Annotated in this window: 32 protein-coding genes; 26 read left to right on the forward strand and 6 right to left on the reverse strand. The window is 68.7% G+C overall.

Annotation, left to right across the window (positions count from 1 at the left end; all coding sequences use genetic code 11):
• Nucleotides 1-125: 125 nt before the first annotated feature.
• Genes ABSH63_RS13715 through ABSH63_RS13785 form a run of 15 tightly spaced genes read left to right on the forward strand, consistent with a single transcriptional unit; the run spans nucleotide 126 to nucleotide 10,222 of the window.
• Entirely contained in the window at nucleotides 126-2,078 is a 1,953-nt protein-coding gene (locus tag ABSH63_RS13715) for a phage terminase large subunit family protein (RefSeq protein ID WP_352890438.1), read from the forward strand.
• A gap of 36 nt (nucleotides 2,079-2,114) precedes the next feature.
• Nucleotides 2,115-2,606 carry a hypothetical protein gene (locus tag ABSH63_RS13720; protein WP_352890439.1) on the forward strand — a complete coding sequence of 164 codons (492 nt, stop codon included), beginning with the start codon at nucleotides 2,115-2,117 and terminating at the stop codon, nucleotides 2,604-2,606.
• Nucleotides 2,606-2,998, forward strand: a complete 393-nt coding sequence (locus ABSH63_RS13725; protein WP_352890440.1) for a hypothetical protein — start codon at nucleotides 2,606-2,608, stop codon at nucleotides 2,996-2,998. The genes ABSH63_RS13720 and ABSH63_RS13725 overlap by 1 nt, the downstream gene beginning before the upstream one ends.
• Complete coding sequence (locus tag ABSH63_RS13730; RefSeq protein ID WP_352890441.1) at nucleotides 2,998-3,219, forward strand: phage head-tail joining protein; 222 nt, start codon at nucleotides 2,998-3,000, stop codon at nucleotides 3,217-3,219. The genes ABSH63_RS13725 and ABSH63_RS13730 overlap by 1 nt, the downstream gene beginning before the upstream one ends.
• Nucleotides 3,219-4,706, forward strand: coding sequence for a phage portal protein (locus ABSH63_RS13735; protein ID WP_352890442.1), 1,488 nt, complete (start codon nucleotides 3,219-3,221; stop codon nucleotides 4,704-4,706). Before ABSH63_RS13730 ends, ABSH63_RS13735 begins: the two co-directional genes overlap by 1 nt.
• Nucleotides 4,707-4,716: 10 nt before the next feature.
• Entirely contained in the window at nucleotides 4,717-5,925 is a 1,209-nt protein-coding gene (locus tag ABSH63_RS13740; protein WP_352890443.1) for a S49 family peptidase, read from the forward strand.
• Nucleotide 5,926: 1 nt separating this feature from the next.
• On the forward strand, nucleotides 5,927-6,304 hold the full coding sequence (locus ABSH63_RS13745) for a head decoration protein (protein WP_147654017.1): 378 nt from the start codon (nucleotides 5,927-5,929) through the stop codon (nucleotides 6,302-6,304).
• A gap of 2 nt (nucleotides 6,305-6,306) precedes the next feature.
• A complete protein-coding gene (locus ABSH63_RS13750) occupies nucleotides 6,307-7,308 on the forward strand; it encodes a major capsid protein (protein ID WP_009518238.1) in 1,002 nt (333 codons plus the stop codon).
• Nucleotides 7,308-7,586 carry a head-tail joining protein gene (locus tag ABSH63_RS13755; RefSeq protein ID WP_352890444.1) on the forward strand — a complete coding sequence of 93 codons (279 nt, stop codon included), beginning with the start codon at nucleotides 7,308-7,310 and terminating at the stop codon, nucleotides 7,584-7,586. Before ABSH63_RS13750 ends, ABSH63_RS13755 begins: the two co-directional genes overlap by 1 nt.
• Before the next feature lie 10 nt (nucleotides 7,587-7,596).
• Nucleotides 7,597-8,022, forward strand: a complete 426-nt coding sequence (locus ABSH63_RS13760) for a hypothetical protein (RefSeq protein ID WP_352890445.1) — start codon at nucleotides 7,597-7,599, stop codon at nucleotides 8,020-8,022.
• 7 nt (nucleotides 8,023-8,029) lie between these two features.
• Nucleotides 8,030-8,227 (forward strand): DUF7210 family protein, encoded by a 198-nt coding sequence (locus ABSH63_RS13765; protein ID WP_147654015.1) that lies wholly within the window; start codon nucleotides 8,030-8,032, stop codon nucleotides 8,225-8,227.
• Between the two features lie 2 nt (nucleotides 8,228-8,229).
• Entirely contained in the window at nucleotides 8,230-8,982 is a 753-nt protein-coding gene (locus ABSH63_RS13770) for a phage tail tube protein (RefSeq protein ID WP_352890446.1), read from the forward strand.
• A 12-nt stretch (nucleotides 8,983-8,994) separates the two neighbouring features.
• The gene (locus ABSH63_RS13775) at nucleotides 8,995-9,390 is read left to right on the forward strand and encodes a DUF6631 family protein (RefSeq protein WP_352890447.1); all 396 of its coding nucleotides are present in this window, start codon (nucleotides 8,995-8,997) and stop codon (nucleotides 9,388-9,390) included.
• A gap of 29 nt (nucleotides 9,391-9,419) precedes the next feature.
• Entirely contained in the window at nucleotides 9,420-9,584 is a 165-nt protein-coding gene (locus ABSH63_RS13780) for a hypothetical protein (RefSeq protein WP_172601803.1), read from the forward strand.
• The gene (locus ABSH63_RS13785; protein ID WP_352890448.1) at nucleotides 9,581-10,222 is read left to right on the forward strand and encodes a DUF6441 family protein; all 642 of its coding nucleotides are present in this window, start codon (nucleotides 9,581-9,583) and stop codon (nucleotides 10,220-10,222) included. Before ABSH63_RS13780 ends, ABSH63_RS13785 begins: the two co-directional genes overlap by 4 nt.
• 3 nt (nucleotides 10,223-10,225) lie before the next feature.
• On the opposite strand, the gene ABSH63_RS13790 is transcribed toward ABSH63_RS13785, so the two are convergent.
• From ABSH63_RS13790 to ABSH63_RS13810, 5 genes are all read right to left on the reverse strand, one after another.
• Nucleotides 10,226-10,726 carry a GNAT family N-acetyltransferase gene (locus ABSH63_RS13790; RefSeq protein ID WP_352890449.1) on the reverse strand — a complete coding sequence of 167 codons (501 nt, stop codon included), beginning with the start codon at nucleotides 10,724-10,726 and terminating at the stop codon, nucleotides 10,226-10,228.
• Nucleotides 10,723-11,004: a type II toxin-antitoxin system TacA family antitoxin gene (locus ABSH63_RS13795; RefSeq protein WP_143899780.1), complete on the reverse strand. Its 282-nt coding sequence runs from the start codon at nucleotides 11,002-11,004 to the stop codon at nucleotides 10,723-10,725. The genes ABSH63_RS13790 and ABSH63_RS13795 overlap by 4 nt, the downstream gene beginning before the upstream one ends.
• 84 nt (nucleotides 11,005-11,088) lie before the next feature.
• Nucleotides 11,089-11,604 carry a protein NO VEIN domain-containing protein gene (locus ABSH63_RS13800; protein WP_240097678.1) on the reverse strand — a complete coding sequence of 172 codons (516 nt, stop codon included), beginning with the start codon at nucleotides 11,602-11,604 and terminating at the stop codon, nucleotides 11,089-11,091.
• A 4-nt stretch (nucleotides 11,605-11,608) separates the two neighbouring features.
• Nucleotides 11,609-12,031: a type II toxin-antitoxin system VapC family toxin gene (locus ABSH63_RS13805; RefSeq protein ID WP_240097680.1), complete on the reverse strand. Its 423-nt coding sequence runs from the start codon at nucleotides 12,029-12,031 to the stop codon at nucleotides 11,609-11,611.
• Nucleotides 12,028-12,288: a FitA-like ribbon-helix-helix domain-containing protein gene (locus tag ABSH63_RS13810; RefSeq protein ID WP_352890450.1), complete on the reverse strand. Its 261-nt coding sequence runs from the start codon at nucleotides 12,286-12,288 to the stop codon at nucleotides 12,028-12,030. Before ABSH63_RS13810 ends, ABSH63_RS13805 begins: the two co-directional genes overlap by 4 nt.
• 88 nt (nucleotides 12,289-12,376) lie before the next feature.
• Here ABSH63_RS13810 and ABSH63_RS13815 point away from each other — a divergent pair, with 88 nt between their 5' ends.
• The 11 genes from ABSH63_RS13815 (at nucleotide 12,377) to ABSH63_RS13865 (ending at nucleotide 22,966) form a co-directional block, all read left to right on the forward strand.
• Complete coding sequence (locus ABSH63_RS13815; protein ID WP_352890451.1) at nucleotides 12,377-15,070, forward strand: phage tail protein; 2,694 nt, start codon at nucleotides 12,377-12,379, stop codon at nucleotides 15,068-15,070.
• A gap of 4 nt (nucleotides 15,071-15,074) precedes the next feature.
• Complete coding sequence (locus tag ABSH63_RS13820; protein WP_352890452.1) at nucleotides 15,075-16,130, forward strand: hypothetical protein; 1,056 nt, start codon at nucleotides 15,075-15,077, stop codon at nucleotides 16,128-16,130.
• Nucleotides 16,127-17,638 (forward strand): hypothetical protein, encoded by a 1,512-nt coding sequence (locus ABSH63_RS13825; RefSeq protein WP_352890453.1) that lies wholly within the window; start codon nucleotides 16,127-16,129, stop codon nucleotides 17,636-17,638. The genes ABSH63_RS13820 and ABSH63_RS13825 overlap by 4 nt, the downstream gene beginning before the upstream one ends.
• A gap of 2 nt (nucleotides 17,639-17,640) precedes the next feature.
• Nucleotides 17,641-18,429, forward strand: coding sequence for a DUF2163 domain-containing protein (locus ABSH63_RS13830; protein WP_352890454.1), 789 nt, complete (start codon nucleotides 17,641-17,643; stop codon nucleotides 18,427-18,429).
• 18 nt (nucleotides 18,430-18,447) lie between these two features.
• Complete coding sequence (locus ABSH63_RS13835; RefSeq protein ID WP_352890455.1) at nucleotides 18,448-18,675, forward strand: hypothetical protein; 228 nt, start codon at nucleotides 18,448-18,450, stop codon at nucleotides 18,673-18,675.
• On the forward strand, nucleotides 18,672-18,881 hold the full coding sequence (locus tag ABSH63_RS13840; RefSeq protein WP_352890456.1) for a hypothetical protein: 210 nt from the start codon (nucleotides 18,672-18,674) through the stop codon (nucleotides 18,879-18,881). The genes ABSH63_RS13835 and ABSH63_RS13840 overlap by 4 nt, the downstream gene beginning before the upstream one ends.
• Complete coding sequence (locus tag ABSH63_RS13845; RefSeq protein WP_352890457.1) at nucleotides 18,881-21,154, forward strand: phage tail protein; 2,274 nt, start codon at nucleotides 18,881-18,883, stop codon at nucleotides 21,152-21,154. The genes ABSH63_RS13840 and ABSH63_RS13845 overlap by 1 nt, the downstream gene beginning before the upstream one ends.
• A gap of 44 nt (nucleotides 21,155-21,198) precedes the next feature.
• Nucleotides 21,199-21,549 (forward strand): DUF2793 domain-containing protein, encoded by a 351-nt coding sequence (locus tag ABSH63_RS13850; protein WP_352890458.1) that lies wholly within the window; start codon nucleotides 21,199-21,201, stop codon nucleotides 21,547-21,549.
• A gap of 146 nt (nucleotides 21,550-21,695) precedes the next feature.
• On the forward strand, nucleotides 21,696-22,001 hold the full coding sequence (locus ABSH63_RS13855; RefSeq protein ID WP_352890459.1) for a DUF6127 family protein: 306 nt from the start codon (nucleotides 21,696-21,698) through the stop codon (nucleotides 21,999-22,001).
• Nucleotides 21,998-22,483 (forward strand): hypothetical protein, encoded by a 486-nt coding sequence (locus ABSH63_RS13860; RefSeq protein WP_352890460.1) that lies wholly within the window; start codon nucleotides 21,998-22,000, stop codon nucleotides 22,481-22,483. Before ABSH63_RS13855 ends, ABSH63_RS13860 begins: the two co-directional genes overlap by 4 nt.
• A gap of 27 nt (nucleotides 22,484-22,510) precedes the next feature.
• Nucleotides 22,511-22,966, forward strand: a complete 456-nt coding sequence (locus ABSH63_RS13865) for a lysozyme (RefSeq protein ID WP_352890461.1) — start codon at nucleotides 22,511-22,513, stop codon at nucleotides 22,964-22,966.
• 13 nt (nucleotides 22,967-22,979) lie between these two features.
• Here ABSH63_RS13865 and ABSH63_RS13870 read toward each other — a convergent pair whose 3' ends face one another.
• Nucleotides 22,980-23,606, reverse strand: a complete 627-nt coding sequence (locus ABSH63_RS13870) for a DUF8743 domain-containing protein (protein ID WP_491630892.1) — start codon at nucleotides 23,604-23,606, stop codon at nucleotides 22,980-22,982.
• Between the last annotated feature and the right edge of the window lie 73 nt (nucleotides 23,607-23,679).

A 23,679-nucleotide genomic window follows, 5' to 3' on the forward strand; every position in this document is an offset into this window, starting at 1 on the left:
ACCTGCACATCTTCGTGCTATGAACACGACGAGGATTGCATATACACCTCTCCGCCCGTCGCCCGGAAGAATGGTAACGCACGGATTGACCTGGGCGAAGGGATGCGAGCGTATATGTGCTGTGCATGGACAAGCCATACGACGGCGCCGACGCGATCGAGCGCGCCTGGCGCGAAGGACTCACCCCCGATCCGCCGCTGACGGTCTCCGAGTGGGCCGACCGCCACCGGGTGCTGTCCAGCAAGGCCTCGAGCGAGCCGGGGCGCTGGCGCACGAGCCGCACGCCTTACTTGCGCGAGATCATGGATTGCCTGTCGCCCACCTCGCCCATCGAGCGGGTGGTGTTCATGAAGGGCGCGCAGCTGGGCGCCACCGAAATGGGCAGCAACTGGATCGGCTACGTGATCCACCACGCACCCGGGCCGATGATGGCGGTATGGCCCACGGTGGAGATGGCCAAGCGCGCCTCCAAGCAGCGCATCGACCCGCTGATCGAGGAGTCGCCGGTGCTCTCCGAACTCATCGCCCCGGCGAGGAGCCGGGATTCGGGCAACACGATCCTCGCCAAGGAGTTTCGCGGCGGCGTGCTGGTGATGACCGGCGCCAACAGCGCGGTGGGCCTGCGCTCGATGCCGGTGCGCTACCTGTTCCTCGACGAGGTGGACGGCTATCCGCTCGATGTCGAGGGTGAAGGCGATGCGATTTCGCTGGCGGAAGCCCGCACCCGCACCTTTGCCCGGCGCAAGATCTTCATCGTCTCGACCCCGACGATTGCGGGGGCCTCGGCCATCGAACGCGAGTACGAGGCCAGCGACCAGCGCCGCTACTTCGTGCCCTGTCCGCACTGCGGCCACCGGCAATGGTTGCGTTTCGATCGGCTGCGCTGGGAGAAGGGCCGTCCGGAGACGGCGGCCTACGTCTGCGAATCCTGCGAGGCGCCCATTGCCGAGCACCACAAGACCTGGATGCTCGAGCACGGCCAGTGGCGCGCAACGGCGCAGGGCAAGACGGCGGGCTTTCACCTGTCGTCGCTGTACAGCCCGGTGGGCTGGCGCTCATGGCGCGAGATTGCCGCCGCATGGGAAGCCGCCGTGAGCAAGGAAACCGGGTCGAGCGCCGCGATCAAGACCTTCAAGAACACCGAGCTGGGTGAGACCTGGGTCGAGGAAGGCGAGGCACCCGACTGGCAGCGCCTGCTGGAACAGCGCGAGGATTACCGCATCGGCACGGTGCCGACGGGCGGCCTGCTGCTGGTGGGCGGCGCCGACGTGCAGAAGGACCGCATCGAGGCCTCGATCTGGGCCTTCGGGCGCGGCAAGGAGGCCTGGCTCGTCGAGCACCGGGTGCTGATGGGTGACACGGCCCGCGATGCGGTGTGGCAGCGCCTGGCCGAGCTGGTCGCCGAGACCTGGACCCACGCCTCGGGCGCGGCGATGCCGCTGGCCCGCTTCGCGCTGGATACCGGCTTTGCGACCCAGGAGGCCTATGCCTTCGTGCGCGCCTGCCGCGACGCACGCGTGATGGCGGTCAAGGGGGTGTCGCGCGGAGCGGCGCTCATCGGCACGCCCGCCGCGGTGGACGTCTCGCTCGCCGGCAAGAAGCTGCGCCGGGGCATCAAGGTGTATTCGGTGGCGGTAGGGCTGGCCAAGCTGGAGCTCTACAACAACCTGAGGAAGAGCGCCGATGTTGGCGAGGACGGCTCGACCCCGGTCTATCCGGCCGGATACGTCCACCTGCCCAAGATCGACGCCGAGTTCATCCAGCAGCTCTGCGCCGAGCAACTGATCACCCGGAGAGACCGCAACGGTTACCCGGTGCGCGAGTGGCAGAAGATGCGCGAGCGCAACGAAGCCTTGGACTGCTACGTCTACGCACGCGCCGCGGCCAGTGCCGCCGGGCTGGACCGCTTCGAGGAGCGCCACTGGCGCGAGTTGGAGCGGCAACTGGGGCTGGACAGTCTGCCAGCCCTTGAAACAACCACCGAATCCATCAACGAGGCTACCCATCGGGGTGGCCTCGCTGTTGCTGCAACCCGAAACACCGGCCGGCGTGTGATCCGCAGCCCTTGGCTGCGCTGATTCCCGCTGGCCGATCTGACGCCGCAAGGAGAACCCATGAGTCTGGCCACCCGCCTCGAAAGCCTGGTCATCCGCGTCGCGCAGGAGTTCAACGACGTCCGCGCCAAGGCCGGGAATCTCGCCAACCTCACCACCACCGACAAATCCAGCCTGGTGGCGGCCATCAACGAGCTCAAGGCCGCGGTGCTGGCATCGGGCGCGATCGACGACAGCCAGGTCGCCACCACCAGCACCTATTCGTCGAGCAAGATCGTCACGCTGCTCGATGCGCTCAAAGCCGAGATCCTGGGCGGGGCCGATGCCGCCTACGACACCCTGCTGGAGATCCAGCAGCTGCTGCAAAACGGCACCAGCGGCCTCGATGCCTTGCTGGCGGCGGTGAACCACCGGGTGCGCTTCGATGCGGCGCAGACGCTGACCGCGGCCGAAGCCGCGCAGGCGCGCAGCAACATCGGCGCGGTGGCCGCCAGCGATGTGGGCGACACCGACGCCGACTTCGTCGCCGTGTTCGAAGGGGCGCTGCTCTGATGAGCCTGGCCGCGCGCATCGCCGCCTTGGCCAGCCGCATCGGGATCGAGGTCCGTACCAAGATCGATGCCGGCCATCCGGGGCTGGCCCGGGCCTGGGTGTGCTTCGGTTGGGCCGGCAACCAGATCGTCGTGCGCGCCGCGCACAACGTCGCCGCGGTGACCCGCACCGCAGCCGGCCGCTACCGCGTGAGCTTTGCCACACCGATGCCGGATGCCAACTACGGCTGGACGGCGCTGGTGCGCAGCAGCAGTGACAGCGGCACGCAGCGCATCGCCATCGTGCGCGCCACTTCCGACCAAAAAACCCCGCAGCACGTCGACATCGCTTGCGCGACCCCTGCCGGGTCCTTTGCCGACTCCACCGAAATCAACCTCGTGGTCTACCGCTGATGGCCTACACCCAAGCCCACCTCGAAGCCTTGGAAGCGGCGCTGGCCAAAGGCGAAAAACGCGTGACCTTCGGCGACAAGACCGTCGAGTACCGCTCGATTGAGGAACTGCAGGCCGCGATTCGCCAGGTCAAGCGCGACCTGTTCGAGCAGGCGGCTGCCACGGGACTGTGGCCCGGCGCGCCGCGGCAGATCCGCATCACCACGAGCAAGGGGTTCTGATGGCCTGGTACGCGAAGATCCGCAGTCTGTTCGGCGGGCCGCCGGTGCACGAGGCCGCTGGGCGTGGCCGTCGATCCCTGGCATGGATGCCCGGCAACCCCGGCGCGGTGGCGGCGATGCTGGCCACGAGCGCCGAACTGCGCACCAAGAGCCGCGACTTGGTGCGGCGCAACGCCTGGGCCAATGCCGGTATCGAGGCGTTCGTCGCCAACGCGGTCGGCACCGGCATCAAGCCGCAATCGATGGCGCAGGACGAAGCTTTCCGCGCCGACGTGCAGGCGCTGTGGCGCGACTGGACGGAGGTGGCCGACACCACCGGGCAGACCGACTTCTACGGCCTGCAGGCGCTCGCCTGCCGGGCCATGCTCGAGGGGGGCGAGTGCCTGATTCGCCTGCGCTGGCGGCGTCCTGAGGACGGCCTGATCGTGCCGCTGCAATTGCAGCTGCTCGAAGCCGAGCATCTGCCGCTGCATCTCAACACGGAACTGCCCTCGGGCAACGTCGTGCGCGCCGGCATCGAGTTCGACAGCCTGGGGCGGCGCGTGGCCTACCACCTGTATCGCTCCCACCCCGAAGATGGGCGGCTTGCTCCCATGTCGGGCCAGGGCGGGCAGGAGACGGTGCGAGTTCCGGCATCCGAGATCATGCACCTCTACCGGGTGCTGCGCCCTGGCCAGATCCGCGGCGAGCCGTGGCTCGCGCGCGCGCTGGTCAAGCTCAACGAGCTGGACCAGTACGACGACGCCGAGCTCGTGCGCAAGAAGACCGCGGCGATGTTCGCCGGCTTCATCACGCGGCTTGCTCCCGAGGACAACCTGATGGGCGAAGGCGTGGCCAACGATGCCGGCATCGCGCTGGCGGGGATGGAGCCTGGAACCTTGCAGATTCTGGAGCCGGGCGAGGACGTGAAGTTCTCCGATCCGGCCGACGTGGGCGGCAGCTACGGCGAATTCCTGCGCGCGCAGTTTCGCGCGGTTGCCGCTGCCATCGGCGTGACCTACGAGCAATTGACCGGAGACCTCTCCGGCGTGAACTACTCCTCCATCCGTGCCGGGATGCTGGAATTCCGCCGCCGCACCGAGGCGATCCAACACGGCGTGCTGGTGCACCAGCTGTGTCGCCCGGTGTGGAACGCCTGGCTCGATCAGGCCGTGCTGGCCGGCAGCCTCACGGCACCCGGCTACGCCCGGCGTCGGCGAGAGTACCTGGCCTGCAAATGGATTCCCCAAGGCTGGCAGTGGGTCGACCCCGAGAAAGAGTTCAAGGCGATGCTGCTGGCGATTCGTGCCGGCCTGATGTCCCGGTCGGAGGCGATCTCGGCCTTTGGCTACGACGCCGAGGATGTCGACCGCGAGATCGCCGCCGACAACCAGCGTGCCGATGACCTCGGCCTGATCTTCGACTCCGATCCGCGCCGCACGACCAAGGGCGGCGGCAGCGCCGAGCCCAACGCACAGGCCGCCGATAGCCCTGCGCCGGCCGCCTGAAAAAAACCGCATGATCCCGTTGCCGCATCTGGCGGCGCGTCTGTTTGGCGCGCCGCTGCTGATCCATCGCCCGAAACTTGAGGTCATCCTGGCCGTGCTGGGGCCGCGCATCGGTTTGGCGGATAGAGGAGCGCCGCTACCGCCACCCGCTCTGCGCAGCCCGCCTGCCGCCAAAGCGGGCATCGCCGTCTTGCCGATCCACGGCACGTTGGTGAGGCGCACTGGCGGGCTGGAAGCCGCTTCGGGACTGACCAGCTACCAGGACATCGCCGCGCAGCTGGATGCGGTCATCGCCGACCCAGCGGTCGCGGCCATCGTGCTCGATATCGACTCACCCGGCGGCGAGTCCGGTGGCGTGTTCGACCTGGCCGACCGCGTGCGTGCGGCTGCGCAGATCAAGCCAGTCTGGGCGCTGGCCAACGACATGGCCTACTCGGCGGCCTACGCCATCGGCTCGGCCGCCAGCCGCCTCATGGTCACCCGCACCGCAGGCGTTGGCTCGATTGGCGTCATCGCCATGCACGCGGATCAGTCAGTGCGCGATGCCCAGGACGGCATCCGGTACACGACCGTGTTCGCCGGCGCACGCAAGAACGACCTCAACCCGCACGAGCCGATCTCGGACGAAGCCCATGCCTTGCTCAAGCGCGAGGTGGATCGGATCTACGGCCTGTTCGTCGACACCGTGGCCCGCCATCGCGGCCTGAGCACGGACGCGGTGCGTGCCACCGAAGCCGGCGTGTTCTTCGGACAGGACGCCGTTGCGGCAGGGCTGGCCGATGCCGTCGGTACCTTCGACGACCTGCTGGCCGATTTGACAGCGGCACTTTCAACCCCAGCGACACGTGCCAGCACGACGCCGGGACACCTTCACCCACCACGACTGGAGCATGTCATGAATGAACCCGGAACCCTTGCTGACCCTGGGCTTGGTGCTGATCCTGATCGCGCTGCTGGCGCGCATGCGCCGATGAGCATCGAGGACGCACAGGAGATCGCCGAACTGTGCGCGCTGGCGGGCCGCCCCGAGCGTATCGCCGCTTACCTCGCCGCACGCACGCCACCCGCCCTGGTGCGCAGCCAGCTGCTGGCTGTCCGCGCCAGCGGGCAGGAGATCAACAGCCACATCGCGCCGGATGCGGCCAAGCCGAATCCTCCATCCCTCCACGACAACCCCCTGGTGCAGGCGGCCCGCGCCCGCGCTGGCAAGGAGAAGTGACATGCCCGCCATCACCGAAGGACTGAATCTCGGCGATCTTCTGAAGTACGAAGCGCCCAATCTCTATTCCCGCGACCAGGTCACGGTCGGCGCAGGCCAGAACTTGCCCCTGGGTGCGGTCGTGGGCTTGGTCACCGCCACCGGTAAGGCCAAGAGACTCGACCCATCGGCCACCGATGGCAGTCAGGTGGCCGCCGGCGTGCTGATGCAAGACGTAGACGCCACGCTCATCGACCGCGAGGACGGCCTGATGCTGGCCCGCCACGCCATCGTCGCCGATCACGCCCTGGTGTGGCCCGCCGCCATCACCGCCTCGGAAAAGCAGGCTGCCATCGCGCAGCTCAAGAGCCTGGGCATCCTCGTGCGCAAAGGAGTCTGACGATGAACAACCCCTTCGAGAACCCCGCCTTCTCGATGTCGGCGCTGACCGCCGCCATCAACATCCTGCCCAACAACTACGGCCGCCTGGAAGAGATGGGTCTGTTCCCAGCCAAGCCGGTGCGCTTCCGCTCGGTCGCCGTGGAGGAGAAGAACGGCGTGCTCACCCTGCTGCCGACGATGCCGGTGGGCTCGCCCGGCACCGTGGCCAAGCGCGGCAAGCGCAAGCTGCGTTCGTTCGGCATTCCGCACATCCCCCACGACGACGTGGTGCTGCCCGAGGAAGTGCAAGGTATCCGCGCCTTCGGTTCGGAGACCGAGGTGCAGACCGTGGCGGCGGTGATGGCAGAGCACCTGCAGGCAATGCGCAACAAGCACGCCATCACCCTGGAGCATCTGCGCATGGGTGCCTTGAAAGGCAGCATCCTCGATGCCGACGGCACCGAGCTCTACAACCTGTTCGACTTGTTCGAGATCTCGCCCAAGGTCATCAACTTTCAGCTCGGCAACCCGGGTACCGACGTCAAGAAGAAGTGTCTCGAGCTCAAGCGCTACATGGAAAAGAACCTCATGGGCGAGCGCATGACCGGCATCCACTGCCTGGTGTCCGAGGAGTTCTTCGATGCGCTGACCAGCCATGAGAAGGTCGTCGCCGCCTACGACCGCTGGCAGGACAGCCTGGCCCTGCGCTCGGACATGCGCGCGGGCTTTACCTTCGCTGGCATCACCTTCGAGGAATATTCGGGCGAGGCCAGCGACGGCGACACCACGCGCCGCTTCATCGCCGCCGGCGAGGGCCATGCCTTCCCGCTGGGCACGGTGGACACCTTCGCCACCTACTTCGCGCCGGCCGACTTCAACGAGACGGCCAACACGCTGGGCCAGCCGCTGTACGCCAAGCAGGAGCCGCGCAAGTTCGACCGCGGCACCGACATCCACACCCAGTCCAACCCACTGCCGATGTGCCATCGCCCGGCCGTGTTGGTGAAGGTGCTGGCGTCCTGATGGACGTTGAAACGCTGTACGAAGCGGCCCGCAATGCCGGGCTGCTGACTGCCGTCACGGTGGCGGGCACCACGGTGCATTGCGCCTTCCGCGCCCCGGACGAGACGGTGCTCGACGGGCTGGCACTGTCGCGGGACTACCAGATCGACTACCCGGCGTCTTGGATGACGCTGGCCGTCGGGGACACGGTCGAGGTGGCGGGCAGCAGCTATCAGGTGCGCGACGTGCGCGCCATCGGCGACGGCGCCGAGCATCGCGCCTTTCTCTCCCAGCTCTGAGGAATACCCCATGAACTCCATCCGCGAGCGCCTCTTGCGGGAGGTCGTCGCACGCTTGTCATCGGCGATTGCACCGATCCCGGTGCTGCGCATGCCGGCCGTGCCGGTTACCCGCGAGGCCAGTCCGGCGCTGCTGCTGTTCGTCGAGGGCGACAGCATCACGGCCCACGCCAACCATCTCGTCGACCGGCAGCTGTCTGTCCGGCTTGCCGTGGTGGCGCGCGGCGCGGATGCCTTCGACGTGGCCGACCGGCTGCTCACCGCGGCGCACGCAGCCATGCTCGCCGACCCGAACCTGGGCGGCCTGGCGCTTGCGGTGCGCGAGCTCGACGCCGAGTGGGACGCCGACGACCTCGATGCCGGCACGGTGATGCTGCCGGCGCGCTACGAAATCCGCTACCGCACCCATGCCCTCGATCTCACCCAAACAGGATGAACCCCTTATGCCAAATCTCTCCATCGAGCTACTGAAACCCCATACCCACGCAGGCAAGCGCCTCGCTGTGGGTGAGCGCCTCGACCTGCCCGAGGCCAGCGCCCGCTGGCTGATCGCCCAGGGCGTGGCCAAGGCGGCCACCCCGGTTCTCGACGCCAAACCCGCCCGCCGCGAGCCGGCCTCCGGCACCCCCCAAGGAGACTGACCATGGCCTACTTCTCCGGACAAGGCCGCGTCTACATCGGCGCGCGCGACTCGGCCGGCAATCCGGCGGGGCTGACCTTCGTCGGCAACGTGCCGGAACTGAAGGTGTCGCTGTCGGTGGACACCATCGAGCACCAGGAGGCGCAGTCCGGCCAGCGCCTGACCGACCTGCAGCTCATCAAGACCAAGAAGGGCGAGTTCGCCTGCACGCTGGAAGAACTCATCCCGGTCAACCTGGCGCTGGCGCTCTACGGGCACAGCACCCAGGTCACGCCGGGTACGGTCACCGGCGAAGCCTTGCCCAACCCGGTCACGCCGGGGCACCTCTATCCGCTCGCGATGCAAAACGTCTCGGCGGTGCAGGTCCAGGACTCGGACAGCCCGCCCAAGACGCTGCCGGCCAGCCAGTACACCGTCAACGCCAAGCACGGGTCGCTGGTGATCCTGGATGCCACCACCGGCGGCCCGTACACCGAGCCCTTCACGGTGGACTACGCGTTCGGGGCGGCCAGTCACACGGCCATGTTCACGCAAGCCTTGCCCGAGCGCTGGATCCGCTTCGAGGGCCTCAACACCGCCGACGGCAACCGCGAGGTGGTGATCGACCTGTACCGCGTGGCCATCAACCCGGCCAAGGAGTTGTCCATCATCACCGACGAGCTGCTCAAGTTCGAACTCTCCGGCCAGGTGCTGGCGGACCTCACCAAGCCGGCCGGCGGCGATCTGGGCCAGTTCGGCCGCCTGGTGCTGTTGTAAAGGAACGCGACCATGCCCGACTTCGAGACCTTCCCGCCCGTGCCCAAGGTGGTCACGGTGGCCGGCACCGCGCTGGAACTGACGCCGATCCGGCTGGGCGAGTTGCCGCGACTGCTGGCCGCGGTGCGGCCCCTCGCTGCCGATCTCTCGGTCGAGCCGGATTGGCTCGCGCTGCTGGCCCGACATGGCGAGGCCGTGCTGGAGCTGCTGGCCATCACCACCCGGCGCGAGCGGGCGTGGGTGAACGATCTGTCGCTGGAGGATGCCGTGACGCTCGCGGCAGCCGTGTTCGAGGCGAACGCGGATTTTTTCGTGGGGCGGGTGGTGCCGGCGATCCAGGGCGCGGCGCAGCATCTGGCGCCGATCCTGGAGCAGATGCAGGCTGGGACCAGGCGGTTGCCCGCCTGATCCGCGCCGGGCACCGGCTCGATGAGGTGATGCGCTACACGCTGCCGCAGGCGCGGGCCTTGCTGGAGGCCGACGCACGGATCGAGCGGCAGCACCTCGCCCTGCGGCTCGCTGTCCACGCCGTGGCGGCGCAGGGCGACCGGGCTGCGATCGAGCGGCTGCAGCGTGAGTTGTGGGAGGACGTGCGGCCATGAAACTGACGCTGACCACCTCCGGACTGCTCGATCCGCGGCAACTCTCGGCCTGGAGCGCGCAGCGTCGGCGGGCGATTCATGCCGCCGTCGCCAAAGGGATGACCTCGGGCGGCCGCGAGGTGCGCGAGGCGGCGCGCTCGGCCATGAAAAACGCCTTCCAGGTGCGGCGCGCGAGCTTCGTGGCGTCGATGAGCGTGAAGGTCTTTGACCGCAAGCCCGACCGCCTGCCCGCGCTGTGGGTGGGCAGCCGCATCCCCTGGCTGGGCATCCACACCCAGGGCGGCACCGTGAGCGGCAATCTGCTGATCCCGCTGCTGCCGGGACGGATCGGCCCCAAGCGCTTCCGTCAGGTCATCGACGGCCTGATGCGCTCGGGCAACGCCTTCTTCGTCGAGAAGAACGGGCGCGTGCTGCTGATGGCCGAAAACCTCCAGGAAAACGCCGCGCAACTGGCCCGCTTCAAGCGCGCCGAGCGCGAGCGCCACGGCGTCAAGCGCCTGCAGCGGGGCCAGGAGATTCCGATCGCCGTGCTGGTGCGGCGGGTGGATCTCAAGCGCCGGTTCGATCTCGCGGCAGGCGTGCAAGGCGCACTGCCCAAGCTCGCTGCCGCGATCCGGCATGAGCTAGACAGGCTCTGAGGGTCAGAGCAGACCGCGCACCGTCGCCAGCGGCAGGAACAAGGTCAGCGGGGTCTCGGGCAGAGCGATGAACCCGTGGTGCCGGTAGAAGGCTGCGGCCGTCTCGTCCTTGGCATCGACCGTCAGCGCATAGGCGGCGATCTCTGCACGGATAGCACGTGCCAGCGCGTCGGCCAGCAGCGCTCCGCCCAGCCCCTGCCCCTGAAAGCCGCGATCGACCGCCAGACGTCCCATGCGCACGGCGGGAACGGTGGGATAGCGCGGCAGCTTCTTCGCGGTGCTCGGCGGCAAATCGGCCAACCACAGGCTCGCCGAGGCCAAGGTGTAGTAGCCCGCGATGCGGCCCTCATCGGTGACGGCCACGAAGCAGGCCGCGACGCGGCGGCGCACGTCTTGCGAAACCTGCTCGCGCAGGTAGCGGTTCAGCGCCGGGCTGTCGCAATCGAAGGCCGAGCGGTCGTGCGTGGCGTCCAGCGGCACCACGCGAAACGGCGCCCGGCTCATTCAGCCCGCAGCAGTTTGCGGCGACGCGTGAAGGCGCGCTTGAGCGCCGGGGCCGCGGTGGGCGGCGCCAGCAAGGCCTGGGCGAAGCACTCCTGGTCGGCCACCGACAGCCGGATGGCGGTCGCCTGCTCGATGGCGCGCTGGGCGGCCTCCTGCACGGCCGAGACCACGAAATCGGTCATCGTGCGTCCCTGCAACTCGGCGGCGCGCTTGAGCTGCGCGTGCAGGTCGGCGCTGATGCGCGCTTCGAGCCGGGCGGTGGTGGTGTGAGCAGCCATGGGATGGTCCTCCTGGTGCGAACTATACGGCAAATTGCCGTACGATACCAGCCACGATGTTGGCTCGTGGGAGAGCGATCGACCTCAGGCAACGACCGGTTGGATGCCGAGGGTCGAGTAGGCGTCGATGTAACGCTCGGCGTCGATGAACTTCCCCACCGTCTGTACCCCATCCTCTTTGGTGCGGCCTTGAGGTCTGAAGTCGAGCGAGAGGTGGTAACTGTCGCTGTTCGGGAATTGGCCGCTGAAGTAGTAGTGCAGGCCTCGGGCCACCACGGCGGCCGGGAATACGTACACCCGCGGCTCGCCCTGCGGCACGGCCAAGTCCACGCAGCAGATGAAGCGACGGTCGAGCGGGATCGCCTCGGCGTTGGGCTCGGCGTACTTCTTCTGCAGGATCCAGCGGCGGGAATACTGCGCCGAGGACTTCACTTCGAGAAACGCCACATTGCCGACCTTGTCGAACACCAGGATGTCGTAGCCGATGGTGGTCCCCCACTGCAGGGTCACCATGTAGCCGCGTTGAGTCAGGCGCGAGGCGACGAGGAATTCCCCGGCCAGGCGGTTGAGGTTCTTCTTCTCGTTGCTGACGCGGGTCATGCCTTCAACCTCCCGACCACGGATCGATGACGGAAACACCCGCAGCGGCGAACGGCGCCGTGTCGCGCGTGGCGACCGTCATGCCATGGGTTCGGGCAATCGCTGAGATCAGGCCGAAGGCCTGTCCGATGGGCTGCCCGGCGGCCTGCGCCTTGGCCATCAGGTCGGCGTAAGCCTGGGTCGCCGGCAGGTCGAAGGCCAGTATGCGACCGGCGAAGGCGGGCAGCACCTGGGTCTCCAGGCGTTCGACGAGCGCCTTGCGCCTGCGACCGTTGGGCAGGCGGGCCACCCCGTAGCGCAGCTCGGCCACGGTGACGACGGATAGGAACAGCGTCTCCAGCGGCTGGGCATCGAGCCAAGCGACCACGCGAGGCTCGGGCGCCGCACGCAGCGGCTCGGAGATCACATTGGTGTCGAGCAGGATCATTCGAAGTTCACCGGGCAAGGAAGCGATTGATCCCGCTGATTGATCAGCGTCACCTCCTCATCGGTGAGCTTCGCCTGGCGGCCGATGTCGGCCAGCAAAGACCCCAGTTTCAGCCGCCCTTGAGGCTTGACAGCTTCTTCCAGCAAGGCGCGCACCTCGGCGTCGAGGCTGCGCCCGTGCCGCACCGCGCGCTGGCGCAGGGCGTCGAGCACGGCATCAGACAGATCGTCAATCCTCAGCACAGGCATGAGAAGCATTGCACCACATCCCTACGCCAGTTGCCATGACAGCGAACGCCCGGGGCTTCTCGGCCCGCGGACTTGATCCAGCCACCGGTTCAGCACCATGACCGCCCGCGCCCAAATCCTCATCCGCGCCGTCGACGAGACGCGCGGTGCCTTCGACTCGGTCAAGCGGGGCTTGGGCGGCTTGGCCGATGCAGCCAAGAGCGTCAACGGCGTGCTCGCCGGGCTCGGCGTGGCCCTGTCGGCCGCGGGTCTCGGGGCCATGGTCAAGTCGGCGCTGGAGTCGGCCGATGCGCTGAACAAGCTCTCGCAGCGCGTTGGCATCACGGTGGAGTCGCTCTCCACTCTGGTGCCGGCGGCGGAACTGTCCAGTGTCTCGGCGCAGACCTTCGAGACCGGGCTCAAGAAGCTCGCCACCGCGATGCTCGAGGCGGCCACGGGCTCGGAGGCGTCCGCCCGGCGTTTTGCGGCGCTCGGCGTGGCGTTCCAGGACCAGGACGGCCGGCTTCGCGCGACCGACGCGGTGCTGCTCGATCTGGCCGACCGTTTCAAGGCCATGCCCGACGGCGCGCAGAAGTCGGCACTGGCGGTGCAGTTGTTCGGCAAGAGCGGCGCCGAACTCATCCCCTTCCTGAACCAGGGGCGCGAGGGCATCGCGGCATTGACCGGCGAGATGCAAGCGCTGGGCGTGCAGATCGGCGGGCAAACGGCTGCGCAGGCCGAGGCGTTCAACGACGCCTTGGCCAAGATCAAGCTCGCCGCCACCAGCATCGCCAACCGGGTGATCGAGGCCTTCCTGCCGGCCATGAACGAGATGGCGGGCGGCATGGTCGAGTCGGCCCAGCAGGGCGGCGCCTTGCGCGCGATCCTGGACGGCATCGTGCTGGTGCTCAAGACCCTGGCGCTGGGCGCGGCCACGGTCGGCAAGGCCTTCGTCGCCCTGGGTGAGGCGATCGGTGCCGGCATGGCCGCTGCAGTCGAGGCCCTGCGCGGCAACACCGCCGGGGCCAAGGCGATCATCGCCGAACTCAAGGGCAGCCTCGTGCGGCGGCTGGACGAACTGGCCGAGTTCCGGGACAGCCTCTTCGACCCCAAGCCCATCGAGGTGCAGGCGCCCAAGGTGCAGGCCGACCCGGCGTTGCTGCAACGGCTCACGGCTCCGGGCAAGACCCGCGACACGGCGAGCGCCCGGGCCGAGTTGCTCAAGGCGCAGATGGATGCCGAGTTCACCCTGCTCAAAGACGGCTTGCGCCGCCAACAAACCGCACTCGACGCCGCGCTCGAAGACCGGCTCGTTTCCCTGCGCGACTACTACGCACGCAAAACCGCGCTGGAGCAGCAGGAGATCGACGCCGAGATCGCCCGCACGCAGCAGGCGCTGGCACGCAGCCGGCAGCTGGCATCCAGCGGCAAACGCGAGGAGGAGCGCCTGCGCGGCAAGGCCGAGGTCGCCAGGCTCGAGGCCGAGCTGATCACGCTCAACAACCGCCGCGCCGACGTCGAGCAGAGCAATGCCCGCGCCGCGGCCAAGGCCGAGCGCGAGCTGGCCGATGCGCTGGCCGCCGCGCGCGAGGAACTGGCCAGACTCACCGGCACCGACACGGCGCAGGACCGCAGAGCCGCGATCGAGCGCGGCTACCGCGACCTGCGCGCGCGCCTGCTGGCCGAGAGCGATGCCGACGGCGTGTCGATCATCGACCGCCTGATCGACGTCAAGGCCGCGCAGGCCAATCTCGAGGCGATCGAAGCGCAGTGGCGGCAGGTCACCGAGCGGCTGCGCAACGCGCAGGAGGGCATCCAGATCCAGCAGCAGGCCGGGCTGCTCACCGAAGCCCAGGCGCGGCAGCAGATCGTGGCCTTGCAGCGCGACTCGGCGGCCGAGATGCAGCGGCTCTTGCCCGCGATGGAGCAGGCCGCGCAGCCCATCGGCCCGGAAGCCGTGCTGCGCGTGGCGGCCTGGCGCAACGAGCTTACGCGCACGCGGCTGGTCACCGATGAACTCGCCCCGGTGTGGAACCGCATCGGCGAGGCGTTCGGGCAGGCGGTGCAGGGGATCGTCAGCGGCGCGCAATCCCTGCGCGAGGCGCTTTCCAACATCTTCCGCAGCATCGCGGACGCCTTCCTGCAAGAGATGGTGCTCAAGCCCTTCCAGCAGTGGGTGGCGATGCAGGCGCGCATGCTCGCCGTCAAGCTGGGCTTGCTCCAGCAGGAACAGGCCGCCGAGACCGCCGCGGCGGCGCAGTCGGTGGCGACCAAGCAGGCCGAGGCGGCGGCCAAGGTCAGCGCCAACGCCGCCGAAGCCGGATCCGGGGCGGCGGCCTCGCAGGCCGCGATTCCCATCGTGGGCCCGGGGCTGGCGATTGCCGCGATGGTGGCGATGGTGGCCGCGGTGATGGCGCTGCTGGGCAACATCAAGAAGTTCGCCGCGGGCGGCTACGTCACCGGCCCCGGCAGTGCGACCAGCGATTCCATCCCCGCGCGGCTGTCCGCCGGCGAGTACGTGGTGCGCGCGGCGGCCGTGCAGCGCGTGGGCGTGGCCTTCCTGGATGCGATCAACGGCCTGCGCACCCCGCCGGCCTGGGACGGGCAGCGCCTGGCCTTCGCCGCCGGCGGCCTGGTGCCGCCGGTGAGCGCACCGCCCGCGCCGCCACCGGTGCAGCAGGCCGTGCGCATCGTCAACGCCATCGCCCCGGGCGTGACGTACGACCATCTGCAAACGCCCGCCGGCGAGCGGGTGATCCTCAACATCATCGGCCGCAACGCCCGCGCGGTCCGTGCCGCCTTGCAAGGATGACCCCATGGCCCTGCTCTTCATCGACGGTTTCGACCACTACGACCCGCAGCAGCTGGACGACTTCGGCCAGCCGTGGCTGGCACGCGGCAAGGCGGCGTATCTCTCGCCGCAGGCCATGCGCATCCCCGGCCGGCGGCCGTCGTCCTACGCCCTGCGCCTGCCGGAAGGCTCCGGCGGCGGGTATGTGAAGAACCTCGATGCCGGCACGCCCAGCCTGATCGTCGGCGCGGCCCTGCGGGTGGCGCCGTTCGAGAACACCGGTGGGGAGCCGGTGCTGCTCGGCGTGCGCGATACGACGGCCGGTGTTGCGCATCTGGTCAAGATCGGCGAGGACGGGCGGCTCAAGCTCTACCGTTGGCAATCCGGCTACGACCAGCTGCTCTCGACCTCGGTCACGACCGCCCCTGCGCGCGGCTGGCATTACATCGAGCTGAAAGTCGTGCAGGGAACCGGCAGCGGCACGCTCGATGTGCGCGTCAACGGGATGCTTGCCATCCAGCTCAGCGGGCAGGACACGCTGCAAGACGGCGGACAACTGCTCACCGCCTTCGTGGGTGCGGTGCCGGGTGAGTCGTGCCCGGTCACCGTCGATATGGACGACCTGTACCTCGCCGACACCAGCGGCACGCTCAACACCACCTTCCTGGGTGATGTGCGGGTCGATGCGCTCCAGCCCCAGGCCGATGGCAGCCTGACCGAGTGGACGGTCGAAGGCGCATCCAGCGCTTGGGCTGCGGTGAGCGACGGCGATGAGGCCAGCGGCATCCGCGCGGATGCGGCCGGCCTGCGCCAGAGCTTCGACATCGCGCCGCTGCCGGCGATGGCCACGCCCGCCATCCACGGCGTGCAGGTGACCTTGCTCGCGCGCAAGACCGATGCGGGGCCGGGCCAGGTGCGGGGTCTGGCGGTCAGCGGGTCGCAGACCGCCGTGAGTGCGGACATCCCCCTGCAAGAGCAGCTGGCCTGGCACACGGCGCTGTTCGAAGCCGATCCGAATGCCGGTTCGGCGTGGAGTGAAGCCGCATTGAATGCGGCCGAGTTCGGGGTGGAGGCGGGATGACGCAGCGGCGCATCGCCACCGGGCTGACCGAGTCTGCGACCGTGCCGTCGCCGGGCGCGGCGCTGGCCGCGCTGCGCGCCGAGACGATGGCGGCCCCGATGCCGGGTGCGGCGGCCAGCGCCCTGCATGCCGAGGCGCTCGCCGCGCCGGAGAGCGGCAACGCCCTGGCCGCGCTGGTGGTCGAGGTGCTGCGCCGCGACACCGCCGCGGCCGCCATCGTCGCCACCGGCATGGACGCCTTCGGCGATGCGCCCTGGCCCGATGCCCTGCGCGGCGTGTTCGCCTTCCGCCACGACTGGGCCGAGCCGCTGGTCGAACGCCTGCAGTGGCAGACGGCCGTCGCGCGGCTGGCCAGCGGCAACGAGGCGCGGCAGGCGCTGCGCCTGGTGCCGCGCCGCGCGCTGACCTACCACGTGGGCCACGGGCGCGCGAGCGATGCGCTGGTCGCCGACTGGCTGGCCGACCATCTCGGGCAACTGGCGCTGTGGCCGCTGCCGCAGGACGCGGTGCACCTGACCGAAGCCTGTCCGCGCGGCGCCATGGCGCTGGCCGTGACGGCGGCCGACGAGCGCCGCTTCGGGCCGACCACGGCCGATCTGCGCCTGCGGTTCGACGGGGTGCAAGGCTGGGACGGGGACGAGCGCTGGGTCCTGATCCTCGCAGCCGATGGCTGGCAGACCGCACGGCTGGCGCACCTGGACACCGAGCGGCTGTGGCTGGCCGCCCCGCTGGCGCGCGCGGTGCCGGCAGGCGCGGCAGTCATGCCGCTGGTGTGGGGCCGGGCCAGCGAGGCGGCCGATCTGGCGCAGTGGGTGCCCGGCGTGGCCGGCGGCCATGTGGTGGCGAGCCTCACGCTGCCCGCGATGCCGGACATGGGTCTGCTCGATGACCCCATGCTCGACGATCTGCCGGTCTGGCCCGACGGCAACTGGCGCGACGATCCGGCCGCCAGCGCGCAGGGCATCGTCACCCGGATGGATGTTTCGCCTGCCGATGCCTGGGTGCGCCGCGATGATCCGTGGCCGACGACGACGTTCCAGCGGCGCTATCTGGCCGCCTCACTCGATGAGATCCAGATCTGGCGCGCGCGGTTGTGGCGCACCCAAGGTCGCCTGGAAGCCTTCTGGCTGCCCGATGGCTTGGCTCCGATCCTGTGGGTGACCGTCGAAGCCGATCCCGAAGATGGCTTCCTGCGCGTAGATGGCACAGACCTGTCGGCCTGGTGGCATCGCCCCGCCGGTGCGCTCATCCTGCACCCCGATGGCAGCCGCCAGTATGGGCTCACCGGCCCCATGCAATTCGATGACGGCGGCGTGCTGGTGCTGCGCTCCGGGCTGGACGCGCCGGTGCCCGCCGGCAGCCGCGTGGTGCGGCTTGCGCGCTGCCGCCTCGACCACGACGCCGTCGATCTTTACTGGCACACCCCCACGCTGGTCGAGATACCCCTAACTGCGCGTCGGTTGCCCGAACCGCGCGGCAACGACCGCATCACTTACGAACCTTCCTGACCATGAGCCAGACCCCATTGCAGGAAATCGAGCTCTACGCCTTTGCCAGCAACAGCGCGCAGTTCCACCTGACGCCGCACGAGTTCGACGTCGATCTGGGCGGTACGGTGTACGTGAGCACGCCCATCGAGCGCAACGAACTCGCGCTGGGCGCCGAGGCCGCCAAATCGGCGCTGGAGCTGAAACTGCCGCAGACCTGCGATCTGGTGCGGCATCTGCTCGCCAATGCGCTGACCGGCGACACCACGGCCATCACCCTGCGCATTGCCCGACGCGACCCCTGGGGCGACACCTGGTGGATCGCCGGCACGCGGTGGATGGGCCGGGTGCTGGGCGTCGAAGTCGCCGACGATGGGGCGCGCGTGCGCTGCGAATCCGCGCAGGTCAGCCTCAAGCGCATTGGTCTGCGTCGGCTCTACAGCCGCACCTGCTCGCACGTGCTGTATTCGGCGGCCTGCGGGGCCTCACCGATTTCTGCCAGCGCCATCGTGAGCGGCAGCACGGGGCGCAGCGTCGATCTCGACGGCGGCGTGCCCGGCAGCGTCAGCGGCGGCCTGGCCGGTGGCTGGCTGCAAACCCCGGAAGGTGCGCGCCACATGATCGTGAGTGAAACGGGCAGCGGCGTCGAGTTGCTCTATCCCGCGACCATCGAGCCCGGCACCGAGGTGCTGCTGACGGCGGGCTGCGATCACAGCACGGCCACGTGCGCGTCGCGCTTCGGCAACCTCGACAACTACGGCGGCTTTCCCGCCATCCCGAGCAAGAACCCGTTCTCGACCGGCGTGTTCTGAATCCCTGGAGAGATCGCCATGTGGTACCTCGTCGTCATCGTGGTGGCGGCGCTGGTCTCGGTAGCGCTCGCGCCGAAACCGCCCGAGCCCAAGCCGGCGTCGCTGTCCGACATCGATGCCCCCACCGCAGAAGAAGGCCGGCCCATTCCCGTCGTGTTCGGCGCGATGCTCATCCGCGGCGCCAACGTCGTCTGGTATGGCGACCTGGAAGCCGAACCGATCAAGAAGAAAGGCGGCAAGAAATGAGCAGCGACGTCCTCGTCACCATCGCCCACGTGCGCGCCGCGGGCCTGTGCGTGCACGGCACGCGCACCTGGTTCGCGCGCCAGGGTCTGGACTTCCGCGCCTTCCTCGCCCGGGGGCTTCCCGCTTCGACCTTGCTCGCCACGGGCGATGCGATGGCGCAGCGCGTGGTCGAGGTCGCCCGGCAGTGTCATGAGGAGCCGCGCTGATGGGCGGCCGCAGCAAGAAGCAGACCGTCGGCTACCGCTACCGCATGGGCCTGCATCTGGTGCTGTGCCAGGGGCCGGTCGATGCGGTGCAGGAAATCCAGATGGGCGAGCGTACCGCGTGGGGGGATGCCGACCGCGCGCCGCTCGCAAGCGGCCACGGGCTCGCCAGCCTCTCGATCGACAAACCCACGCTGTTTGGCGGCGACGAGCGCGAAGGCGGCGTGGTCGGCACCATCGATGTGCTCCCGGGCCATGCCGGTCAGGAGCGCAACGACTACCTGATGAGCCGCCTGGGGTCAGCCATTCCGGCCTTCCGGGGCGTGCTGTCCTTGGTGGCGCGCAAGATCCTGTTCGCGGCCAACAACCCCTACCTCAAGCCCTGGGCCGTGCGCGTGCGGCGCTTCACGGCGGGGTGGTTCGATGCGCCGTGGATGGCGTGGAACGCTGAAGTCCGCACCTGGGATGAGATTGAGGCGCGCGAGATCAGCGTCGGTATGAACCCGGCGCACATCCTGGTGCAGTGCCTCACCGACCCGCACTGGGGCATGGGCTATCCGCAGAGCAGCATCGGCTGGAGTTTCTGGAACGCGGCGTGGGCCCTGTCGAGCGAAGGCTTCGGTCTGAACCTCCTCTGGACCCGCCAGCAGCCCATCGAGAGCTTCATCGCCCAGGTGCTCGACCACATCGGCGGCATCCTCTACACCGACCCGGAGCAAGGCACGTTCGAGCTGAAACTGCTGCGCGACGACTACTGGATCGATAGCCTGCCGCTCCTGGGCCCCGACGAGATCGTGCGCGTGGAGCGCTTCGAGCGCGCGCAGTGGGGGGAGCTGCCCAACGAGATCACCGTGGTCTACACCGACTGGGCCACCGGCAAAGAAGCCACGGTCTCGGTGCAGAACCTGGCCGCGATCCAACTGCAAGGCGGCGTCATCAACCAGCGGCGCGACTATCCAGGCGTGAACTACGGGCCGCTGGCCGCGCGGCTGGCCCTGCGCGACCTGCGCGCACTAGGCTCGCCGCTGGCCCGGATGAGCCTGACCGTGGCACCCGACACGCTGGAGCGTGCGCTGCTGCCGGGCGATGTGTTCCTGCTGCACTGGCCGCGGCTGGGCATCGAGCGCATGGTCGTGCGCGTCACCGGCATCGACACCGGCACGCTGGGCGCCACCGAATGGCGCATCGAGGCGGTGGAAGACGTGTTCGGGATGAGCAACACCGTGCTGTCGCCCCCGCCACCACACGCCGAAGAACCGACCATTGAGCCGCTGCCGCCGGCCCTGGTGCTGGCCGTCGAGGTGCCGTATTGGGAACTCGCCCGGCGCCTGAGCCGTGCCGAGCTGGACTACCTGACCGATACGGACACCTACGTCGGCGCACTGGCTGCCGCCGGCGACCAAGGGCAGCTCAACTGGCAACTGGCCACCGGCGCATCCAGCGGCGATCTCGCGCCCGTGGCGGGCGAGGACTATGCGCCGCTGCTGACGCTCGATGCCGCGCTGCTGGCGAGCGAGGCCGATGCGCTCACCGTGCCGGTGACGGCACTCAGCCAGCCGCAGCGCCTGGCCGTGGGCGACTACGCCTATCTGGTCGATGCCGCAGGCCAGATCCGCGAGGCGGTGGCCATCCTCGCCTTCGATGCCACCGCGGGCACGGTCGATCTCGCCAGAGGCGTGCTCGACACCACACCGCAAGCCCATCCGGCCGGAACGCGGCTCATAGGCGTGGGCGAATGGCTGGCCGCCGAGACCACCGAACGCGCCCCGGGCGAGTCGGTGTTCGTCGCCGCCATCCCGCGCACTTCCACCGACCAGGGCGACGCGGTGCTCGCCGCCAACGGCCAGCCGCTGGTGCTGACCGGCCGCCAAGCACGGCCCTATCCCCCCGGGCGCATCCGGCTCAACGGCCAGCGCGAGCCCGCCGTGGTCGCCGGCGACCTGATCCTCACCTGGGCGCACCGCGACCGCATCCAGCAGACCGCCTACCTCGTGCGCCAGGACGAGGGCGACATCGGCCCCGAGCCCGGCACCACCTACACCGTGCGCCTGCGCGACCGCAACGGCGTGCTGGTGCGCACCCAAAGCGGCATCGCCGGCACCACCTGGACCTGGGACGTGGCCAGCGCTGCGGCAGATGCGGGCAGCGCCGGGGATACCGTCACCATCGAGATCGAGGCCGAGCGCGACGGGCTCACGAGCTGGCAGGCGCAGACGCGCACCACCGACCGCACCGGCTACGGCCTGCGCTGGGGGCAGCACTGGGGCGGGGTGTGAACCCGCCGGAAATCCCGTTTGAACGCACCGCAAGGAGATCTGTCATGGCATTCATCGACCCGAACCTTGGCCTTGCCTACGGCTGGACGCTGGGCGAATCCGGCTGGCACACCGAGATGGACGCCAACCTCAAGCGCCTGGGCGCCATCGTCGGACTGTCCGTGAAGGATCGAGACCTGACCGCGCCGCCCGCCAGTCCGACTGAAGGCGACCGCTACATCATCCCCGCCGGCGCCACCGGCGACTGGGCCGGCAAGGCCGACCAGATCGCCGTGCGGATCGACGGCGCTTGGGAGTACTACGCCCCGCAGGTGGGCTGGCTTTGCTACATCGAGGACGAGGCCAAGCTCACGGTCTTCAAGCCCACCGGCTGGAGCGCAGGCGTCGCCATCTGACCCTCACACCGATCCGTCACCCCTGGACCCGCCTTGGTGCGACGAGCATCAGGCGGGTTTGTTCGTTCCATCCCTGGAACTCACCCCTTCGGGGCTAACGCGCCAATCCGCTCCTAGCGGATTGGTCGCATTTTTGGGAGACCGCCATGACCGAATCCGAACAACAACCGCCCGCCCTCGTCGAGAACATGCTCCTCTTGCGCCGCGAGGACTTCGACGAACTGCTCGACCGCGCCGCCGAACGTGGGGCCGAGCGTGTCCTGTCCCATCTCGGCCTGGAAAACGGCAGTGCCGCCAAGGACATCCGCGAGCTGCGCGACCTGCTCGAAGCCTGGCGCGATGCCCGCCGCACGGCCTGGCAGACCGCCGTCAAGGTCATCACCACCGGCATCCTGGCCGCGCTGCTGGTCGGGGCTGCCATCAAGTTGAAGCTCATGGGAGGCGGCCAATGATCGAGACCTTGCTCGGCGGCCTCCTGGGAGGAGCCTTCCGCTTGGCGCCCGAGGTCCTGAAATGGCTGGACCGCAAGGGCGAGCGCAGTCATGAACTCGCGATGCAGGACAAGGCGCTGGAGTTCGAGAAGCTGCGTGGCGCCCAGCGCATGGCCGAGATCGGCGCCAGCGCCGACGCAGCATGGAACAGCGGCGCCATCGAGGCCTTGCGGGAGGCGGTGGCCGCCCAAGGCCAGCGGTCCCGCGTGCGCTGGGCCGATGCGCTGTCGGTCAGCGTCCGTCCGGTGATCACCTACTGGTTCATGGCGCTGTACTGCGCCGCCAAGACCGCAGCTTTCGTGGGCGCGATCAACGGCGGCAGCGGCTGGGGCGCCGCGGTCCTGCACGCCTGGACCGACGCCGATCAGGCGCTGTGGGCCGGTGTCCTGAACTTCTGGTTCCTGGGCCGCGTCTTCGACCGGGTGCGGCCCACGAACTGGTAAGTGTTGCTTACAAGTTCAGAGCCAGAGATGCGTATTCCTCCACAAGCCATCGACCTGGCCAAGCGCTTCGAGGGCTTCCACCGCGTGCCGAAGCACGACCCCGGCCGCGCGCATCCTTACATCTGCCCGGCCGGCTACTGGACCATCGGCTACGGCCACCTCTGCGATCCGGGCCATCCGCCGATCACGGAGGCCGAGGCGGAGGGCTACCTGGCGGAAGATCTGAGGATCGCGCTGGCTGCGACGTTGCGCTACTGCCCGGTGCTGGCGACCGAGCCGGAGGGGCGGCTCGCCGCCATCGTGGACTTCACCTTCAACCTCGGCGCCGGGCGGCTGCAGACGTCGACGCTGCGGCGGCGGGTCAACCAGCGAGACTGGGCTGCCGCCGCAACGGAGCTACGCCGCTGGGTCTACGGCGGCGGAAAGGTGCTGCCTGGGTTGGTCGCTCGCCGTGAAGCAGAAGCGCGAATGCTGTCGGCCTGAATCACTTCAGGGCTTAGGCCCAGACTTCATCCAGATTCTTTGCCGCCAATAGCTTTTCCCGCAGCGCGTAGCGGGACGACTGCATATTGACTTCGCTGTTCTCCGGCCGCGGGATCGGGACAATCGCAGTCGCTGGCCCTTTGAACTTGATCATGTACTTCCCGGTGTCGTTGTATGGCAGGATGGCCTCGATCTCGGCAATGTGGGTGATCGCAGCGACGGGGGCGACCTGATAGGCCGCGATGAACTTCAGCTTCGAGATGTGCTTGGCATTGATCCGAACGGCAAACCAGCAGTTCTCGTTCAGGAAGCGTTGTTTGAATCCTTCCTCGCGCGCGGGAACGACGATGGTGTCGAACTTATCATTCTCCGATCCAACGGGCTGCACCTGATCGCTCGGGTCTTCCTGCTTCGGCTGGGTGAAAGCGTTGATGCCAAGCATCGGCAGGATCAGCAGCATGTCGGCCAGGAAGGCTTGCGCCGTGGCCTTGGCTGCCGGGGCCATCGTCGGAGCCGTCGGGTTGTTTTTGTTCAGAAGGATGGCCCGGTCATGCTTCTTGGCCAGCGCCACCAGCGCCGACTCCAGGTACTGAATCGCCCCGGGTTTCGCGGAGGCTCCAACTGTGGAGAATGGAGCCATGAAGAAGTCCCCGAAGTTTTCCCCTGAGGTGCGTGAGCGCGCCGTGCGCATGGTGCTGGAGCACCGTGGTGAA

Source organism: Sinimarinibacterium thermocellulolyticum (genome assembly GCF_040327995.1).
In the GTDB taxonomy this organism is placed as follows: domain Bacteria; phylum Pseudomonadota; class Gammaproteobacteria; order Nevskiales; family Nevskiaceae; genus Solimonas; species Solimonas thermocellulolyticum.